This is a genomic window from Streptomyces sp. NPDC050264, from assembly GCF_040655895.1.
Taxonomy (GTDB): domain Bacteria; phylum Actinomycetota; class Actinomycetes; order Streptomycetales; family Streptomycetaceae; genus Streptomyces.
This window is the reverse complement of sequence record NZ_JBFAKV010000018.1, coordinates 95,521-113,293: the sequence shown is the minus strand read 5'-3', so window position 1 is coordinate 113,293 and position 17,773 is coordinate 95,521. Positions and strand designations below refer to the sequence as shown.

Annotated in this window: 12 protein-coding genes; 4 read left to right on the top strand and 8 right to left on the bottom strand. The window is 70.7% G+C overall.

What is annotated here, in order from left to right:
• The first annotated feature begins 131 nt into the window (after positions 1–131).
• Both AB0J02_RS28695 and AB0J02_RS28690 read left to right on the top strand, forming a co-directional pair.
• Positions 132–3,317, top strand: a complete 3,186-nt coding sequence (locus AB0J02_RS28695; protein WP_363196682.1) for a cytochrome P450 — start codon at positions 132–134, stop codon at positions 3,315–3,317.
• Between the two features lie 191 nt (positions 3,318–3,508).
• Positions 3,509–3,745: a hypothetical protein gene (locus AB0J02_RS28690; RefSeq protein WP_363196681.1), complete on the top strand. Its 237-nt coding sequence runs from the start codon at positions 3,509–3,511 to the stop codon at positions 3,743–3,745.
• A 77-nt stretch (positions 3,746–3,822) separates the two neighbouring features.
• On the opposite strand, the gene AB0J02_RS28685 is transcribed toward AB0J02_RS28690, so the two are convergent.
• From AB0J02_RS28685 to AB0J02_RS28670, 4 genes are all read right to left on the bottom strand, one after another.
• Positions 3,823–4,212 (bottom strand): VOC family protein, encoded by a 390-nt coding sequence (locus tag AB0J02_RS28685; RefSeq protein WP_363196680.1) that lies wholly within the window; start codon positions 4,210–4,212, stop codon positions 3,823–3,825.
• Between the two features lie 147 nt (positions 4,213–4,359).
• On the bottom strand, positions 4,360–6,201 hold the full coding sequence (gene asnB, locus AB0J02_RS28680; protein WP_363196679.1) for an asparagine synthase (glutamine-hydrolyzing): 1,842 nt from the start codon (positions 6,199–6,201) through the stop codon (positions 4,360–4,362).
• A gap of 223 nt (positions 6,202–6,424) precedes the next feature.
• Complete coding sequence (locus AB0J02_RS28675; RefSeq protein WP_363196678.1) at positions 6,425–6,811, bottom strand: hypothetical protein; 387 nt, start codon at positions 6,809–6,811, stop codon at positions 6,425–6,427.
• A gap of 88 nt (positions 6,812–6,899) precedes the next feature.
• Positions 6,900–8,075 (bottom strand): TIGR03364 family FAD-dependent oxidoreductase, encoded by a 1,176-nt coding sequence (locus AB0J02_RS28670; RefSeq protein WP_363196677.1) that lies wholly within the window; start codon positions 8,073–8,075, stop codon positions 6,900–6,902.
• 126 nt (positions 8,076–8,201) lie between these two features.
• On the opposite strand from AB0J02_RS28670, the gene AB0J02_RS28665 reads away from it, so the two are divergent.
• Together AB0J02_RS28665 and AB0J02_RS28660 are read left to right on the top strand one after the other, a co-directional pair.
• Positions 8,202–8,993: a GntR family transcriptional regulator gene (locus AB0J02_RS28665; RefSeq protein WP_363196676.1), complete on the top strand. Its 792-nt coding sequence runs from the start codon at positions 8,202–8,204 to the stop codon at positions 8,991–8,993.
• Entirely contained in the window at positions 8,990–9,676 is a 687-nt protein-coding gene (locus AB0J02_RS28660; RefSeq protein WP_363196675.1) for a phosphonatase-like hydrolase, read from the top strand. Before AB0J02_RS28665 ends, AB0J02_RS28660 begins: the two co-directional genes overlap by 4 nt.
• A gap of 16 nt (positions 9,677–9,692) precedes the next feature.
• On the opposite strand, the gene pgm is transcribed toward AB0J02_RS28660, so the two are convergent.
• The 4 genes from pgm to AB0J02_RS28640 form a co-directional block, all read right to left on the bottom strand.
• Positions 9,693–11,315, bottom strand: a complete 1,623-nt coding sequence (gene pgm / locus AB0J02_RS28655; protein WP_363196674.1) for a phosphoglucomutase (alpha-D-glucose-1,6-bisphosphate-dependent) — start codon at positions 11,313–11,315, stop codon at positions 9,693–9,695.
• Positions 11,316–11,422: 107 nt separating this feature from the next.
• Positions 11,423–12,175: a Clp protease N-terminal domain-containing protein gene (locus tag AB0J02_RS28650; RefSeq protein ID WP_363196673.1), complete on the bottom strand. Its 753-nt coding sequence runs from the start codon at positions 12,173–12,175 to the stop codon at positions 11,423–11,425.
• A gap of 65 nt (positions 12,176–12,240) precedes the next feature.
• Positions 12,241–13,275 (bottom strand): aldo/keto reductase, encoded by a 1,035-nt coding sequence (locus tag AB0J02_RS28645; RefSeq protein WP_363196672.1) that lies wholly within the window; start codon positions 13,273–13,275, stop codon positions 12,241–12,243.
• A gap of 171 nt (positions 13,276–13,446) precedes the next feature.
• A complete protein-coding gene (locus tag AB0J02_RS28640) occupies positions 13,447–17,706 on the bottom strand; it encodes a discoidin domain-containing protein (protein WP_363196671.1) in 4,260 nt (1,419 codons plus the stop codon).
• Positions 17,707–17,773 lie beyond the last annotated feature (67 nt).

Genomic DNA, 17,773 nt, shown 5'->3' with positions numbered 1-17,773 from the left:
CGCATCGCGCACAAGTCCGGCATGCCGTCGTCCACTACACAATCATGTAGTGCGATGGCGTCGGCCGGCGGGGGAGCGGGAGCAAGCTGGAAGCGCCGATCCCCCCACCCGCGAAAGGCTGTTGCCGCACCATGCCGCACCCCACGCTGCTCCCGCCGCACCCCAGCGCCCCCGTTGACGGTGTGCCGCTCATCGACATCTCCGCCACCGGGCCGGGAGCGGCCCCGCTGCAACAGGTCATGGGCCTGATGCGGGAGCACGGCCCGGTCCTGGTGCGCCGACTGCACGGCCGCGACGCCCTGTTCGTCTCCGACCTCGACCTCGTCACCGAACTCGCCGACGAGACCCGCTTCACCAAACACATCGGGCCCGCCCTGGAGAACGTCCGCGCGTTCGCCGCCGACGGCCTGTTCACCGCGTACAACGACGAACCGAACTGGGCCCGCGCCCACGACATCCTGATGCCCGCCTTCGCGCTCGGCTCGATGCGCGGCTACCACCCGGTGATGTACCGCGTGGCCCGCCGCCTCATCGACACCTGGGACCGCGCCGCGCACGACGGGCGGCCCGTGGACGTGCCGGGCGACATGACCCGGATGACGCTCGACACCATCGGACTGGCCGGATTCGGCTACGACTTCGGATCCTTCGCGAGTACCGAACCGCACCCGTTCGTCGAGTCGATGGTGCGCTGCCTGGAGTGGAGCATGAAGCGTCTCGCCCGCTCCCCGGGCGGCGACCACGCGGCGGCCGACGCCGCCTTCCGCACCGACGCCGACTACCTCGCGCAGGTCGTCGACGATGTCATCACCGCCCGGCAGCGCGGTGGCGAACAGCACACCGACGACCTGCTCGGCCTGATGCTGACCGCCGAACACCCGCGGGACGGCGCCACGCTGGACACCGCCAACATCCGCAACCAGGTCATCACCTTCCTGATCGCCGGACACGAGACGACGTCCGGCGCGATGTCCTTCGCGCTGTACTACCTCGCCAAGAACCCGGCCGTCCTCGACCTCGTGCGCCGCGAGGTCGACGCGCTGTGGGGGGACACCGCCGATCCTGAACCGGACTTCGACGAGGTCGGCCGGCTCACCTGCACCCGGCAGGTACTCAACGAGGCGCTGCGGCTGTGGCCCACGGCCGCGGCGTTCAGCCGGGAGGCCCGCGAGGACACCCTGCTCGGCGGACGCATCCCCGTGCGCGCCGGACAGGGCGTCTCCGTGCTCGCCCCGATGCTGCACCGGCAGCCGGTGTGGGGCGACAACCCGGAACGCTTCGACCCGAACCGGTTCACCCCCGAGGCCGAGGCGGCCCGTTCCCCGCACGCCTTCAAGCCCTTCGGAACCGGTGAACGCGCCTGCATCGGAAGGCAGTTCGCGCTCCACGAGGCCACCATGCTGCTCGCCATGCTGGTGCACCGCTACCGGCTGCGCGACCACGCCGACTACCGGCTCACGGTGAAGGAGACCCTCACCATGAAGCCGGACGGTTTCACCCTGGGCCTCGCCCCGCGCACCCCGGCCGACCGCCGCCACTCCCCGCTGCCGGGCCGCACCGAAACTCCCGAACAGGCCGCGAACACAGCCGAGTTGCCGGTACGGGTCCGGCCCGGCACCCGCGCCCTGTTCCTGCACGGCAGCAACTACGGCACCTGCCGGAACCTGGCCGCCCAACTCGCCGACGAAGCGGCCGCCCTCGGCTGCGCGACCGATGTCGCCCCGCTCGACACCTACGCCGAGAAGCTGCCCACCGATCAGCCGGTGATCGTCGTCGCCGCTTCCTACAACGGCCAACCTACCGACGACGCACGGGAGTTCGTCGCCGGGCTCGACCGAGCGGCGGACGGCTCCCTCGACGGCGCGGTGCACGCCGTGCTCGGCGTCGGCGACCGCAACTGGGCCGCCACCTACCAGCACGTCCCCACCCGCATCGACGAGCGCCTCACCGCACTCGGCGCAGAGCGGCTGTGCGAGCGCGCCGCAGCCGACGCCTCCGGGGACCTGAACGGCACCGTGCGCACCTTCACCGCGGGACTGCGCGCCGCCCTCCTGGAGCGGTACGGGGACCCCGACGCCACCGACGCGGGGCCCGCGCCCACAGCGGCGTACGAGATCCGCGAGATCACCGGCGGCCCCCTGGACCTCGCCGCCGCCCGGCACGGCCTCGCCCCGCTGACCGTCACCGAGGCCCACGACCTCACGGCCGCGGACCACCCGCGCGCCAAGCGGTTCCTGCGGCTCGCGCTGCCGGACGGCGTCACCTACCGGACCGGCGACCACCTCACCGTGCTGCCCGCGCACGAACCCGCCCTCGTCGACCGCGCGGTACGCGCGCTCGGCATCGACCCGGAGACCGTGCTCGACATCCGCACCGACCGGCCTCGCCGCGACGGCCTCGCCGTCGACCGACCCCTGACGGCTCGCGAACTCCTCACCCGGCACGTCGAGTTGCAGCACCGGCCCACCTCCGAGCAGCTCGCCGTGCTCGCCGCGGCGAACCCCTGCCCGCCCGAGGCCGCCGCGCTCGCGACGCTGCCCGCCGGCGATCCCCGTACGTTCGTCGAGCTCGTCGAGGGCCACCCGGCCCTGCGCGGCGCCCTCGGCTGGCCGCAACTCCTCGACCTGCTGCCGCCGTTGAGGCCGCGCCACTACTCCGTCTCCTCCAGCCCCGCCGCGCGGCCCGGACATGTGGACCTGATGGTCTCCGTCCTCGACGCGCCCGCGGCCTCCGGCACCGGGCGCTACCGGGGCACGGGCTCCACCCATCTGGCGGCACTGCGCCCGGGCGAAACCGTGCTCGGCCGCGTCCAGCCGTGCCGCGACGCCTTCCGCATCCGGCACGACGCGCCCGAACCGGTCGTCATGATCGCGGCGGGTACGGGCCTCGCGCCGTTCCGCGGAGCGATCGCCGACCGCCTCGGCCTCGCGACGTCGGGCGGTCAACTCCCGCCCGCGCTCGTCTACTTCGGCTGTGACCACCCGGACCGGGATCTCCTGCACGCCGACGAACTGCGCGCGGCCGACGCCGCCGGGGCGATCTCTTTGCGGCCGGTCTTCAGCGAGGCACCCGTCGACGGGCACGCCTTCGTGCAGCGCCGCGTCGCCGCCGAGGGCCCCGAACTCTGGGAACTGCTGCTCGACGGCGCCCGCGTGTACGTGTGCGGGGACGGCGCCCGGATGGCTCCGGGCGTGCGCGCCGCGTTCCGTGGCCTGTACCGCGAACGCGTCCCCGGGGCCGACGAGGCCGACGCCGAACAGTGGCTGGCCGCGCTCGTCACCGACGGGCGCTACGTGGAGGACGTGTACGGCGGCTGACCCCGCGGGCGAGCGTCAGGCCCCCCGACCGGGCACCGGACCCGGTCGGGTCCTGAGCCGAACGCTCCGTCACCGGTCACCGTGCGTGGCAGCCACGGCAGTCGGCCCGGGGGCCGCACGATGACGGTCGGCCGTCCGGTGAATTTCCGCCGGGATAGCGGGATTGCCGGAGCGGCGGCAGAATCAGACGCATGTCCCCTTTGTCCGCGGGTGTGACGTGGCTCGGACTCGGCCTGACCCTCGGTACGGCCGGTCTGGTGACCTATGGGCTCGCGGCGCTGCCCTGTTCGGGGAACGTCCGCCCGGAGGACGCCGAACTGGTCTGCCGTCCGGCGCGGCGCACGGCCCTGGGGCTGGGAGTGCTGGGGGCCCTGGCGGTGACCGTGGGAACCGTGTTTTTCGTTCTGCATGTGACGAAGTTCCGCTGAACGCGGGTCACACGGGCGATGGAGACGGGCGGGCCGAGTGGGGCCGCGCCGGTGACGCGACCCCACCCACCGGTCTCTCAGTTGTCACCGCTCCCGTAGGGGCGGGTGATGACCTCCATGCCGTGGTTCACCGGATCCTTGAAGTACACGCCGCGGCCGCCGTCGTGACGGTTGATCTCGCCCGGCTGCTTGCCGTGCGGATCGGCGTAGTACGTGATAGCGGCGTCCTTGATGCGCTGGAAGACGCCGTCGAACTCCTCCTCGGTGACGAGGAAGGCGTAGTGCTGGGCCACGATGGACTCGGCAGGGATGGACGCGAAGTCCAACGTCACGCCGTTGCTGAGGTCGACGGCGACGAACGGGCCCCATTCGGCCCCGACGTCGAGTCCCAGGATGTGTGCGAGGAACTCGGCGGATTCCCGGTTGTCCCGGGCGTGCACGATGGTGTGGTTCAGCTGGACCGACACGATGGATTGCCTCCCAAAAGGCAACTCCGGCACCTCCATGCCTCACCCGGACGGTGACCGGCACGCGATGCTGCCGCGGATACTAGGCACATCGCGGGACAGTTCGCCACCCCGCCGGGCCCGCCTGGGGAGCCGGGGCCGCCTGGCTCAGTCCAGGACCAGTTCCGGGTCGTACATGTCCAGCCACAGGGCCAGGTCCAGGGTGCGCTCCAGGCCGCGGCGGGAGGCCTGGGTGATCTGGGGCGCCTCACGGTTCGCCGCGCGGGCCACGCGCTCGCGGTCGACCAGGTCGAAGACGCGGTGCGAGGGCCGGGCGAGCAGTTCCTTCGCGTGGTCCTGCAGCGCGACCGCGTACTTCGGGTCCTGCGTCGACGGGTACGGGCTCTTGACCCGGTCGTACACCGACTTCGGCAGTACGTCCGCGGTGGCCTCGCGCAGCAGGCTCTTCTCGCGGCCGTCGAACGACTTCAGCGCCCACGGCGCGTTGTAGACGTACTCGACGAGCCGGTGGTCGCAGAACGGCACCCGCACCTCCAGGCCCACCGCCATGCTCGCCCGGTCCTTGCGGTCGAGCAGCACCCGCACGAAGCGGGTCAGGTGGAGGTGGCAGATGCGCCGCATCCGGTACTCGAAGTCGCTCTCCCCGTCGAGCCGCTCGATGTCGCCGACCGCGTCCGCGTAACTGTCGGCGACGTAGCTTTCCAGGTCGAGACGCTTGCTGAGTTCGGGGCGCAGCACGTCCGCGTCGTCGCCGAAGTGCTGGCCCATCCGCACCAGCCAGGGGAAGGTGTCCGCGTTCCGCGCCTCCTCGTCGAAGAACTGCAGATACCCGCCGAACACCTCGTCCGCCGACTCGCCGGACAGTGCGACCGTGGAGTGCTCGCGGATGGCGCGGAAGAGGAGATACAGCGAGGCGTCCAGGTCGCCGAAGCCTGCCGGGATGTCACGGGCCCGGATCACCCGGGCCCGTACCTCCGGGTCGGCCAGCGCCTGGGAGTCGAGCACGATGTCGCGGTGCTCGGTCCCGGCCGAGCCCGCCACGTCGTGCACGAACGGGGTGTCGGGCGTGCCGCGCAGCTCGTCCGCGACGAAGTTCTCCGCCTGCCCGACGAAGTCCACCGCGAAGCTCCGTACGGTCTCGCCCCGCTCGGCCAGCTGTCGCGCGGCGATCGCCGTCATCGCCGAGGAGTCGAGGCCGCCCGACAGCAGCGTGCAGCGCGGCACGTCCGAGACCAGCTGGCGGCGGACGATGTCGTCGAGCAGTTCGCGCACCGTGGCGATGGTCGTCTCGCGGTCGTCGGTGTGCGCCCGCGTCTTGAGCGTCCAGTACGCGTGGCTGCGCAGCCCGGACCGGTCGACGGTGACGATCGTGCCGGGTTCGACCTCGTGCATCCCGTCCCACACGGCGTGTCCCGGAGTCTTCACGAACGTGAACAACTCGCGGAGCCCGTCCAGCGTGACCCGGGCCTTGGCGAGCGAGTTCGCGAGGATCGCCTTGGGCTCGGAGCCGAACAGCACGCCGTCGGCGGTCGGGTAGAAGTAGAACGGCTTGATGCCCATCCGGTCGCGGATCATGAGCAGCTTGTCCGCGCGGCCGTCCCACACGGCGAACGCGTACATGCCGTTGAGCCGCTCGGGAAGGTCCTCGCCCCACTCGAGGTAGCCGCGCAGCACCACCTCGGTGTCCGAGTCGGTCTTGAACTCATGGCCGAGTTCGGCGAGTTCGGCCCGCAGTTCGGTGTAGTTGTACGTCTCTCCCGAGTACACCAGGGCGACCGTGCCGCCCGGTGTCGTCGCCGTCATGGGCTGTCGGCCGCCCGGCAGGTCGATGATGGCGAGCCTGCGGTGACCGAGCGCCGCGGGTCCCTCGATCCAGGTGCCGCGGTCGTCGGGGCCGCGGCACTCCATCGTCTGCGTCATCGCATCCAATGCGTCGGCCGAGGCTCGCAGGTCACGGTCGAAGGAGATCCAGCCGGTGATGCCACACATACGCTTCCTCCTGCTTCACGTTCCACCGTGTGCAGCGGACAGACCTCGCTGACCTGCGCAGAGGCAGGCGTGTGGGGAGCCGGGGCCAAGTCGGTTGTACACGGCATCTATATGTCGAGCGTGTGTCATGGCGGCGGGCCCGGTCAACGTGGCCGTAACGCGGACAGTGGCGCGAACCGGAGGGTTTCGGCCGTGCGCCCACTGGCCGACCGCAATGATCCCCTTAGCAAATCCCTTGTGCGGCGGGCTTGTTGAGATCAGTTGCCCCGGGCGACCAGTGCGATCCGGCCATCGGCAAAGGTTTGATCAATCCTGCTGGCATCATCGCCGGATGACTTCCTGGGAACGCGCGGAACGTCTCGACGCCGACCGCGTCGCCGACGCGCTGTACGAACGGACGGGGGTGCGGCTGACCGTGGAGGGCCCGTGCTCCGGTGGGCAGGTCGGCGCCGCCTACGTCCGGTGGGCCGACGGGCGCCGGTCCGTCCTCAAGTGGCGCCCGCGGACGGACCGTTCCGGGGTTCTCCGTCGACAGCAGTACCGCGGGCGTGCCGTAGTAGAGGACGCCCGGCTCGACGGACAGATGGGGGAGGGGGAACACGGTGGTCATGGACGGGAGCGCGGGCAGCGGTCGGTTCGGTACCGGCCGAAGTGTGCCGGGCCGTCGTCCCGGTGCCGGGGGCAGAGGTCTCCCTGCGTCAGGCCGTCGCGCGCAGCGATCCGTCGAATGTCGCGGCGGCCAGACCGAACGACAGCGTCATGCCGACCCCCGACGTCACCGACAGCGCCCGCACCCCCGGAGCCACGTCCCGTACGAGCAGCGGCCCGCGCGCACTGCTCGCGTACACGCCCTGCCAGCGCTCGGTCACCCGCACCTCGCGGACCCCGAGGACCCGTGCGACCTCGCGCAGCAGCAGCGTCGACACCGCCTCGTCCTGGAACGGGATCTCCGTCGCGTCGTACGCGTGCGAGTCGCCGGCCAGTACCGATCCGTCGGGCATCCGCGTGAACATCACGTTGGCCACCACGTCGAGCAACTCCGCGCTGTGACCGCTGACTTCGGCCCGCAACGCCGCCGCCGACGGAGTCGCGGTGAAGGCGTCGTAGCGCAGCATCGACGTGGCGGTCAGGACCGCGGCGTCGGTCCGGAAACCGGCGGGCGCCTCGACGCGGGCCATCGACAGACGGCAGCGCTCGATGCCGTGCGCCGCCGCCTCCTCGGGGTACAGGCGGTCCAGGTCGTGTCCCACGCAGAGCAGGATCTGATCGCCGTGGACCGGGCCGCGACTGGTGTGCACGGTGCCGGTCTCGACGCCGGTCACGTTCGTGCCCCACACGACACGCACGCCGGGCTGCTCCGCGAGCCACGCGGCGAGGCGCGGCGCGGCCTCCCGCGGGTTCACCCGCAGGTCGGCCGGCAGCAGGGCGCCCCCCACCAGATCGTCCCGCTCGCCGGCGGACCGGCCGAGGGCGTCGCCCACCTCGTCCCGCGTACGCAGCCGCACCGCGTCGGCGCCGCGCTCGTCCCGCAACTCCTCCAGGACCGCCAGCTCCGTCGCCGACCGGGCCACCACGAGCGCGCCCGCCTCCGGCGCCCACAGTCCGGCGCGCGCCGCGGCGTCCAGCCAGCCCGTGCGCGAGCGGGTCGCGAGATCGAGCAGCCCACCACGTTGCGCGGTGACGCAGCAGTGCCCGAAGTTCCGCACGGACGCGCCCACCGGCCGCAGATCCCGCTCGACCACCGTCACCCGCAGGCCGCGCCGCACCGCCTCGACGGCGTGTGCGAGACCGACGATCCCCGCGCCGACCACGACGAGGTCGCTGCGGTCGCGCGGCAGGGTGACAGGGAGAGGGGGCGGGGTAGCGATGCTCATGCCACCACCCTGCGGAGTGGAGATGACCTCCCGCAAGGGCTGTCTATACAAGTTTCCCGGATGTTTACCGGATGGGCGGACGGAGAGGCCTTGCCTCGTGCGGTATGGGGCTGCGAGACTCAACTTGTGAAGACAACTGAGGACGGGCCCCTGCACCAGCGACTCGGAGCCGAGTTCCGGCGGCGGATCGAGACGGGGAAGTGGCCCGAGGGGCAGCCGGTGCCGAGCGAGGCCCAGTTGTGCGAGGAGTTCGGCACCTCGCGCGGCCCGGTCCGCCAGGCCCTCGCGCAGCTGCGCGCGGAGGGGCACCTCGTCGGCGGCCGCGGCAGGCCGCCGGTCGCCCGCCGCATCACGCCGTCCCAGCCGTTCGCCTCACTGATGTCGTTCACGCAGTGGGCGCACTCGATCGGGCGCACACCTGGACAGTTCACGGTCGAGGTCGCCCGCCGGCGCGCCACACCCGACACCGCGGCGCGCCTCGGCCTCGACGAGGGCGCCCCGGTCGTCGACCTGGTGCGGCTCCGCCGGCTGGACGGCGTACCCGTCATGATCGAGCGCTCCTCGTTCGTCCTCGACGTGGGCCTGCACCTGTTCGCGGTCGACCCCGACGCGGGCTCCGTCTACGAGGCGCTCACCTCCCGCGGCGTCGACCTGCACCATGCCCGCCACACCATCGACGCCATCCCCGCGGACCGCGCCGACGCCGACCTCCTCAACACGACGGAGGGCCAACCCCTGTTGCGTGTACGGCGGTTGGCGTACACGGGCACCGGTACGCCCGTGGAGTACGCGGACGACCGCTATCTGCCGTCCATGGCCACCTTCACCATCGAGAACACCGTCGGGGGCCGCACTGTCGCCGGTCGCGACCACTCCGACAGCGCTCCGCCCCACCACACCGTTAAGGAAACCCAGTGATCGAACTCGCCGTCTTCGACATGGCAGGCACGACGATCGAGGAACACGGCGCCGTGTACGAGGCGCTGCGCCGCGCCGTCGAGGAGACGGGCGTCGCCGTCGCCCCCGCCGACCTCCAGACCTGGATGGGCACCGACAAGCGCGAAGCCATCGCCGCGCTCGTCCGCATCGGCGGCGGCACTCCCGACGCCGGCCTGGTCGAGCGGCAGTACGGCGCCTTCCGTACGTTCCTCAAGAAGCACTACGAGGATGTGCCGCCGCAGCCGACAGCCCACGCCGACAAGGCACTTGCGGAGTTGCGCGCCCGCGGCATCAGGATCGCCCTGACCACCGGCTTCAGCGACGACGTGGCGCTGCCGCTGCTCGCCTCGCTCGGCTGGGCCACCGGCGAGGGCGGCAACCTCGACGCCGTCGTCACCTCGGACGAGGTGCGCCGCGGCCGGCCCGCGCCGTACATGATCCACCGGGCGATGGAGAAGTGCGGCGTCGACGACGTGCGCACGGTGCTCGTCGCCGGGGACACCGCCGTCGACCTGACGGCGGGGACGAACGCGGGAGCGGGTGTCGTCGTGGGCGTGCTCACGGGCCGGCTGACCCGCGAGCAGCTCGAACTCCACCCGCACACCTACGTGTTGGACTCGGTCGCGGACATCCCCGGGCTCCCGGAGACCGCCCGCGACTGAGCACCCGCGAGCCGGCTCAGGCGAGGGCCGCGTCCACGATCGCCTGTGCCTCGCTCTGTACCTGGGCGAGATGCTCGGCCCCGCGGAACGATTCGGCGTAGATCTTGTACACGTCCTCCGTGCCGCTGGGCCGCGCCGCGAACCACGCGTTCTCCGTGGTCACCTTGACGCCGCCGATCGCCGCACCGTTGCCCGGAGCCTCGCTCAGCCGGGCGGTGATCGGCTCCCCGGCGAGGGTGTCCGCGGTGATCGCGTCCCCCGTCAGCTTCGCGAGCCGTGCCTTCTGTTCCTTCGTCGCCTTCGCGTCGATCCGCGCGTACGCGGCACTGGACGCCCCGTACTCCGCGGCGAGTTCGGCGTAGTACACGGACGGCGTCTTCCCGGTCACCGCCGTGATCTCGGCGGCCAGCAGGGCGAGCAGGATGCCGTCCTTGTCGGTCGTCCAGACGCTGCCGTCCTTGCGCACGAAGCTCGCCCCGGCGCTCTCCTCGCCGCCGAACGCCACCGAGCCGTCGACCAGACCCGGCACGAACCACTTGAATCCGACGGGTACTTCGACCAGATCGCGGCCGAGCGAGGCGGCGACCCGGTCGATGACGGCACTCGACACGAGCGTCTTGCCGACGGCCGCGGACGCCGACCACTGCGGCCGGTGCGAGAACAAGTAGTGGATGGCGACGGCCAGATAGTGGTTCGGGTTCATCAGACCCGCGTCGGGGGTGACGATGCCGTGCCGGTCCGCGTCCGCGTCGTTGCCCGTGAGCAGGTCGTAGTCGTGACGGCGCGCGAGCACCGACGCCATCGCGGGCGCCGACGACGGGTCCATCCGGATCTTGCCGTCCCAGTCCAGCGTCATGAAGCGCCAGGTCGGGTCGACCGCCGGATTCACCACCGTGAGGTTCAGCTCGTACATCTCGGCGATCCGCGCCCAGTAGTCGACGCTCGCACCGCCCAGCGGATCGGCGCCGATCCGCACACCCGACTCCCGGATGGCGTCCACGTCGATGATGTTCCGCAGGTCCTCGACGTAGGCCTCACGGAAGTCGTACGGCTCCGGGGCCGGCGACGCGGCCGTGCGTGCCGACCAACTCGGGTCCTCCAGCAGTTCGTTGGCGCGCTCCGCGATCCACGAGGTCGTCGTCGAGTCGGCGGGGCCGCCGTGCGGCGGGTTGTACTTGAAGCCGCCGTCGCGCGGCGGGTTGTGGCTCGGTGTGATGACGATGCCGTCGGCACGGTCGGCCGGCTCCTCGCGGTTCCAGCGCAGGATCGCGTGGCTGAGCGCGGGCGTCGGCACGTAACCGTCGAGCGCGTCGGCCATGACGCGCACGCCGTGCGCCGCCAGCACTCCGAGCGCCGTCTTGAGCGCGGGCTTCGACAGGGCGTGCGTGTCCGGGCCGATGAACAGCGGACCCGTGATCCCCTCGGCCGTGCGGTGCTCGACGATGGCCTGGGTGATCGCGGCGATGTGCTTCTCGTTGAAGGCGCCGTCGAGGCTGGAGCCGCGATGGCCACTCGTGCCGAAGACGACGCGCTGCTCGGGGCGCGCGACGTCGGGCTCCCTCGTGTAATAGGCATCGACCAGCTCGTCGAGGTCGACGAGGTCGTCCGGCCGGGCGGGGGTTCCTGAGCGGTCAGTCATGCTGACAGTGTCCCATCAGCGGCTGTGGAACGAGCGGGCGGCGCAGCTCCGGGCAGGCATCCCAAGGCCGGCCCGAAGCGGCGCGTCCGGACCCGCTGCCGCGGGGTTCAGGACTCCTCGCCGGCCCCTTCGCCCGCCTCCTCGCGTGCTTTGAGGATCGCCGCGAGGGCCGCGAGGACATACGCCTCGGCCTTGTCCTTGTCGATGCCCAGTCCGGCGAGCACCCCCGAGCCGTTCTCCTGCTCCAAGAGCGCGAGCAGGATGTGCTCCGTGCCGATGTAGTTGTGGCCGAGGCGCAGCGCCTCGCGGAACGTCAGCTCCAGGGTCTTCTTCGCGTCGGCGTCGAACGGCACCAGGGCCGGCATGTCATCGGAGGCCGCCGGGAGCTGCGCCGTCGCCGCCTGCCGCACCGTGTCGAGCAGCACGTCCTGCGCGACGATCGCCTTGGCGCCGAGGCTGTCCGGCTCGAGCAGCAGGCCGAGAACGAGGTGCGCGGTGCCGATCGTGCTGCTGTTCGCGGCCCGCGCCTCGTTCTGCGCGGAGACCACCACGTTCCTGGCACGCGGGGTGTACCGGTTGAAGCCCTGGCTCGGGTCGAGGTCGTTGTCGGAGCCCTTGGGCACGAACCGCTTCTGCGCGGCCTGCCGGGTGACCCCCATGCTCTTTCCGATCTCCGTCCAGGAGGCGCCGGAGCGGCGGGCCTGGTCGACGAAGTGACCGATCAGGTGATCGGCGACGTCGCCGAGATGGTCCGCCGCGAGCATGGCGTCCTGGAGCTGGTCGAGCGCGTCGGGGTGGACCTTCTTGATGGCCTCGATCAGATCGTCGAGGCGGACGTTCGCGCCTACTGGATTCGTCATGAGGCAACCGTAGGTTGACAGCGACTGGGTGTCAACGTCGGGTTGACACCCGGATCGGTGTCCGCTCACACGGCGGGCGGGTTCAGCTGCCGGAAGCCGTCCTGGGTCCGGTACGGGTAGTACGGGTAGGGCACCTTGACGTCGCTCGCCGCGTCCAGCCGTGCGACCTGCTCGGGCGTGAGTTCCCAGCCGACGGCGCCCAGGTTCTGCTTCAACTGCTCCTCGTTGCGGGCTCCGATGAGCACCGAGGAGACGGTGGGACGGCGCAGCAGCCAGTTGATGGCGATCTGCGGAATCGCCTTGCCCGTCTCCTCGGCGATCTCGTCCAGGGCGTCGACGACCCGGTACAGGTGCTCGTCCTCGACCGGGGGCCCGAACTGCGCGGTCTCGTGCAGGCGGCTGTCGGCCGGCAGCGGTTGCCCGCGCCGGATCTTCCCCGTGAGCCGGCCCCAGCCGAGGGGGCTCCACACCATGGCGCCCACGCCCTGGTCGAGACCGAGCGGCATCAACTCCCACTCGTAGTCGCGGCCGACGAGCGAGTAGTACACCTGGTGTGCCGCGAACCGCGGCCGCCCCTGCTTCTCCGACTCCGCCAGCCCCTTCATCAGCTGCCAGCCCGAGTAGTTGGAGACGCCGGTGTAGCGGATCTTGCCCGCCTTGACCAGGTCGTCGAGCGTCGACAGGACCTCCTCGACGGGTGTGCTCGCGTCATAGGCGTGCAACTGGAACAGGTCGATGTAATCGGTGTCGAGCCGGCGCAGCGCTGCCTCTGTCGCCCTGATCAGGCGCGAGCGAGAGACGCCGGCGTCGTGCGGTCCTTCGCCCGTGGGCAGGGCCGCCTTCGTGGAGATCAGCGCCTGGTCGCGGCGGCCCTTGAGTGCGGCGCCCAGCACCTCTTCGGAGGCCCCGTCCGAGTAGACGTCGGCCGTGTCGAACAGGGTGACCCCGGCCTCCAGGCTCAGGTCGACCATGCGGCGGGCCTCGTCGACACCGGCGGTGCCCCAGGCCGAGAACAGGGGCCCGCGCCCGCCGAACGTCCCCGCTCCGAAGCTGAGCGCGGGGACCTTCAGGCCGGACGTCCCCAACTGTCGGTACTCCATGGCGATCCCCTTGGTAAATGGGTCGGTGGTTCCGTTAGTGCGTGCCGCAACCGTACCAGGGGATCGGCAAGTAATGGAACCATGGTTCCTTTTGGGTTCAGGCTCCTCTGCGCGAACGCCAAGGGTGGCCGGGCGTTTCGCCCGGCCACCCTTGTTGCGCCACGCGCCGCGCTACGGCAGCGTGTTGATCTTGAACGTGGACGTCGTGTTACGGATGTCCACCGCGTTGTCGCTCAACTTCAGGTTGTGGAAGGTGACTTCACCGACCGCCGGGCCCTGGCCGGACTCCGGCAGCTCGTTCGCCCACAGCCCGAAACCGGACTTGGCGTCGTACGCGTCGCCACTCTTGTGCGCGCCCGAGATCGTGACGTCCGTCAGGATCGTGTCCTTGATCGGGAACTGCGGCTGGCCTCCTACGTAGTTGGTCTGGAACATGATCCCGCTGTACGTCGGATCGACGATGTCGACGTCGTTGACGCGGATGCCCTGGAACACCTTCGACGCCGAGAACATCCAGATCCCCGGGAACGTCTGCCCGTTCCAGAAATGGCCTCCGGAGCGGATGACCGAGGTGTTCTCCAGGGCGGTCGGGCCGGTGCCGAACCCGTTCATCGGGTATCCGAAGTCCAGGGAGCTGATGGTGACCCCGGAGTAGACGAGCGTGTCCGCGATGAGGATGTTGCGGAACGTGTTGTCGTACCCGCCGTACACGGCGATGCCCGCCGCCCGCCACGTCAGCAGCGACGTCAGGTTCTCGAACACGTTGTTCTTCTCGTCCGCGCCGCCCGCGTCGATCGCCGAGAACAGCGCGAAGCTGTCGTCGCCGGTCGCCCGGGACTCGTTGTTCACGACGTGGTTGTCCGTCGAGCCGTTCGTCATGTTGACGCCGTCGGCGAACGTGTCACGGATCCGGGAGTTCTTGATGGTGACCCGGTCGGTGTTGGCGCCCCAGTACAGGCACACCGTGTGCTCGTTCCAGACGTCGTCGATGGTGATGTCCGCGACGTTCGAGAAGTCGAAGACCTTGCCCGGACCGTCGATGCGTGACGTGTAGTTCCCGAAGAACGAGAAGTGCGCGAAGGTCGACCCGTTCGCACTCGCCTCCGCGCGGAACCCGGCGTCCGTGTTCTCCTGCGACGACGGCGTGTGGAACCGCGTGAACCACGGCCCGGCGCCGACGACCTTCACCGCCTTCCCGTACACCTGGAACTTGTTCGACGTCTCGTAGTCACCGGCCGGCAGATACACCCCGACGAGCTTGCCCGTCGTGTCCATCCGCACCTTGTCCAGCGCGTCCTGCACGGCCTGCTGCGAGAAACCGGTCGGTACGGCGTACGCCGCCGGGTCCGGGCTGGGCAGCGCGGTCGCCTGCTCCAGGCTCACGAAGTCGATCGCGTACGTGGTGTCGTTCGCGGCGTCCTTCTGCAGCCGGATCCTGCTGCCCTGCGGCACGGTCTGGCCGAGCAGCAGATTCGCCTCGTCGTAGATGTGCCGGGGCGCGCCCGCGCTCGGCGCGTTGCCGGGCCCGGTCTCCGCTCCGTACAGCCACGCGTACTTCGAGGTCAGGTCGATCGCCTTGAGGTACTTGCCGTCGACGTAGACGTTGAGCGTCGAGTTCTTGCCCCCGCCGCCCGCGGCGTCCGGTATCGAGAAGCGGGTGACGAGCGTGTTCGTCGGTGCCTTGGTGGTGAACTCGACGTAGGAGCCGGTGCTGTCGAGGGTCACGGCCTTGCGGCCCGAGGCCTCGCCCGCGAGATCGCCGACCGTGCGGTTGGGGCCGAGCACCTTCGCGCCGCCGCCGACCGAGCCGTCCTCCGCCTCATAGGTGTCGTACGGCATGCTCGCGCCGCGTCCGACGAACAGCGGCTGCGACGACGTGTTGTTGTCGCGCTTGACCGGCAGCTCGTTCGCGTCGGCGGCGATCACGGTCTTCACCGTGAACTTGCCCTTGCCCGCCGTCCACGTGCCGAGCTTGACCGGCGCGGTGGTGTCACCGGCCGCGATCGATCCGTCGTAGGACCCGGTGAGCGTCTTCACGACCGTGCCGCCGGAGTCGGTGACGGTGAGCGTGATGCCGTGCCCGCCCGACGAACTCGCCTGATTGCCCTGGTTCTTGAGGGCTGCCGAGAAGGTGACCGTGTCGCCCTCGCCCGGCGCGCTCGGCGACCAGGAGACCGGCGAGGCCACGAGGTCGGCACTCGTCACCGGCTTCACGACGAGCCCCGTAGGGCTCGTGTACGCGTTGTTGCCCTCGTCGCGCTCGACGACCTTGTTGCCCGGGTCGACGACCGCGCCGACCTGGTACGTGCCCGCGTCGCGCGTCCCGATGTCCGCGCTGACCGTCGCCGTCGCGCCGGCCGCGAGCGCGCCCACGGACCCGGAACCGACCTTGTCCGAGCCGAGCTTGAAGTCCAGGTCGGTCGCGGTGCTCGCCTCACTGCCCGCGTTGCGCACCGTCGCCGACAGAGTGATCCTGTCGGACTCCACCGGCGAGGCGGGCTGCGACGTGATGCCCGTGACCTGGAGGTCGGGGTTCGGCGCGGGCTCGCCCAGCACCTGGAACTCGGCCAACTGGCCTGCCGGAGCACCGGAGTTGACGGTGAAGACGAGCCGCACGTCCGCGACCCGCGCGGTGACCGGCACCGTCACGCTGTTCCCGCTCGACGGGTTGAACGTGTACTCCTTCGCCGCGACCAGCGACGAGAAGTCCGACGCCTTCTGCTCACGGCCCTGCACCTCGATCTTCTGGGTGCGGGTGGACCACGCGGCGTCCGGGTTCAGCTTGAGGACGAGCGAGGAGACATCCGCGTTCGCGCCGAGCTTCACGGTCAGCGTGTTCGGGTAACTGCCTCCGCCGCCCTCCCAGTACGTGCTGGTGCTGTCGTCGACCGCGTTCTCCGCGACATACGTGAACGTGGAGGACGACGCCGTGACCGGCTTGCCCGCGGCCAGGTTCGCCCCGATCGTCGTGGAGCCGTTGCGGGTCACGGCGTTGCTGTTCGCCGACTGGTTGCCCGCCGCGTCCTTGGCGCGCACCGTGTACGTCACCGTCGCCGACGCGGGCTGCGTGTCGGTGTACGAAGTGACGTCCCCGGCAACGGACTTGAGCAGCGTGCCGTTGGCGTAGAGGTCGTAGGACGTGACCTTCACATTGTCGGTCGACGCCTGCCAGGTGAGCTTGACCTGCCCCTTGGTCGCCTCGGTGAAGGCCAGGTTCCCGGGCGCGGTCGGTGCCTGGGTGTCGCCCGATTCGCCCTTGCGCGTCACCGACTCGGAGTTCGCGGACTGGTTGCCCGCCGCGTCCTTGGCCCGCACGAAGTACGTGAGCGTCGCCGACGCCGGCTGGGTGTCGGTGTAGGTGAGGGTGGAACCGTCGACCGACGCGCGCAGCGTCCCGTTCGCGTAGATGTCGTAGCCGGTGACCTTCACATTGTCCGAGGCCGCCTTCCAGGTCAGCTTGATCTGACCGGTCGCGGGCTCGGTGTAGGCGAGGCCGCTCGGCGCGCCGGGTGCCTCGGTGTCACCGGTCGTCGGGCCGAAGACCTCCAACTCGCTCAGCTGACCGGCTGGTTGACGCGAGTTGGCGGTGACCAGCACCCGCACGTACCGCGTCGTGACCGTGTCGAACGACAGCGTCTGCGCCTGCCCGCCCGACGCGCTGAACTCGTAGGCCCTGGACGCGACCAGATCTGAGAAGTCCGTGCCGTTCGTGCTGCCCCGCAGGGTCAGCGTCTGGGTCCGGGTCTCCCAGCCGGACGGCAGCCGCAGCACCACCCGGTTCACGCGCACCGACGCGCCCAGGTCCACCTGGACCCACTTCGGCAGTGCGTCGTTCTTCGACTCCCAATAGCTGGCGGCGTCACCGTCGCCGGCGTTCGCCGCCGTGTACGTCTGCGTGGTGGAACTCGCCGTGAACGCCTTGCCGCGGGCCAGGTTCACCGAGGAGTCCCCGGTGCCGTGCACCTCCAGCTCCGACAACTGGGCCGCCTGCCAAACGGAGTTGGCGCTCACCACGATCCGTACGAAACGGGTCTGGGTCGCCGCGAACGACACCGTCACCGTGTTTCCCGACCCGGAGGCGAAGGCGTACGACGCCGACGACTTCAGGGTGTCGAAGGAGGTGCCGTCCGCGCTGCCCTGCACCGAAAGGGTCTGGTTCCGGCTCTCCCAGGCCCCCGGGAGGCGCAGCACCACCTCGTCGACGCGGGCCGTCGAGCCCAGGTCGGCCTGCACCCACTGCGGCAGGTCGGAGCCCGAACTCTCCCAGTACGTCGAGGCGTTGCCGTCGGTGACGTTCGCCGCCACGTACTCCGCCTTCGCGCTGCTCGCCTTCGCCGCGGCGCCCGCCGCGAGATTCGGCCCGCCCGCGGCCTGCGCAGAGACCGCCGGCAGGCCGAGAAATGCCAGGGCGAGCGCGAGGAACGCGACCATGAGGCCCCGTCTCCTGCCCCGCCGCCCGGATCTGAGCAATGACTTTCTGATCATGCTGCCCCTGTCC

Bases quoted from the DNA above. Each gene is read 5' to 3' on its own strand.
- AB0J02_RS28695 (WP_363196682.1), top strand. From the start codon at position 132: ATGCCGCACCCCACGCTGCTCCCGCCGCACCCCAGCGCCCCCGTTGAC.
- AB0J02_RS28690 (WP_363196681.1), top strand. From the start codon at position 3,509: ATGTCCCCTTTGTCCGCGGGTGTGACGTGGCTCGGACTCGGCCTGACC.
- asnB (WP_363196679.1), bottom strand. From the start codon at position 6,201: ATGTGTGGCATCACCGGCTGGATCTCCTTCGACCGTGACCTGCGAGCC.
- AB0J02_RS28675 (WP_363196678.1), bottom strand. From the start codon at position 6,811: ATGACCACCGTGTTCCCCCTCCCCCATCTGTCCGTCGAGCCGGGCGTC.
- AB0J02_RS28670 (WP_363196677.1), bottom strand. From the start codon at position 8,075: ATGAGCATCGCTACCCCGCCCCCTCTCCCTGTCACCCTGCCGCGCGAC.
- pgm (WP_363196674.1), bottom strand. From the start codon at position 11,315: ATGACTGACCGCTCAGGAACCCCCGCCCGGCCGGACGACCTCGTCGAC.
- AB0J02_RS28650 (WP_363196673.1), bottom strand. From the start codon at position 12,175: ATGACGAATCCAGTAGGCGCGAACGTCCGCCTCGACGATCTGATCGAG.
- AB0J02_RS28645 (WP_363196672.1), bottom strand. From the start codon at position 13,275: ATGGAGTACCGACAGTTGGGGACGTCCGGCCTGAAGGTCCCCGCGCTC.
- AB0J02_RS28640 (WP_363196671.1), bottom strand. From the start codon at position 17,706: ATGGTCGCGTTCCTCGCGCTCGCCCTGGCATTTCTCGGCCTGCCGGCG.